General features: G+C 44.0%; 2 protein-coding genes. One reads left to right on the forward strand and one right to left on the reverse strand.

The window, feature by feature from the left end; genetic code table 11:
* Positions 1-283: 3-hydroxyacyl-CoA dehydrogenase family protein (locus R7Z50_RS27975; RefSeq protein ID WP_318149818.1), on the forward strand; the 283-nt coding region annotated here is incomplete at its 5' end.
* 64 nt (positions 284-347) lie between these two features.
* Here the strand turns inward: R7Z50_RS27975 and R7Z50_RS27980 are convergent.
* On the reverse strand, positions 348-602 hold the full coding sequence (locus R7Z50_RS27980) for a hypothetical protein (RefSeq protein WP_005457697.1): 255 nt from the start codon (positions 600-602) through the stop codon (positions 348-350).
* Positions 603-666: the final 64 nt, after the last annotated feature.

Here is a 666-nt window from a genome sequence, read left to right on the forward strand (position 1 = left end):
CAGCGATAACGATATTGCGTTGCGCTGTGTACTGCCAATGCTTAATGAAGCAGTACGATGCTTGGACGACGGTATTATTCGCTCTCCGCGCGATGGCGATATTGGTGCGATTTTTGGTATTGGCTTCCCTCCATTCCTTGGCGGGCCATTCCGTTATATGGATCAATTCGGTTTGAAAGAACTGGTTGAGAAAATGAACGAATTTGCATCGAAATATGGCGATCGTTATGCGCCATGCGACGGACTGCTGACTAGAGCGGGTGAAGGTCGTACCTTCTACTAAGTGCTTGAAGCGCTGAACATTAAAAAGGCTTGCATCGCGCAAGCCTTTTTTCGAACAGAAGTGTTTATTTCTTCTTGTCTTTTTTATCTTTGTTATGCCCTTTACCTGGGTTGTCATCGCCATGCACGCTAGCGTTTCCTTTTTTGTCTTTATCATCCCAGTTTTTAGAAGAGCAATCGTCGGATTTGACGGAAATATTGTCACCGCTTAGGCGAACACAATCTTTGCTCAACTCAAAATCGTCACCTTTTACTGTGATTTCCGCATGAGCGGATGCGAATGGTAATAATACTGCAGCAAGTAGTAATAGTTTCTTCATGAGTGCCTCATCTACATGTTTTTTGTGCGGTAATTAGAGCATAAGCGGCAATCGCGTAATTTCA

It is taken from the genome of Vibrio sp. 1249-1, from assembly GCF_033340495.1.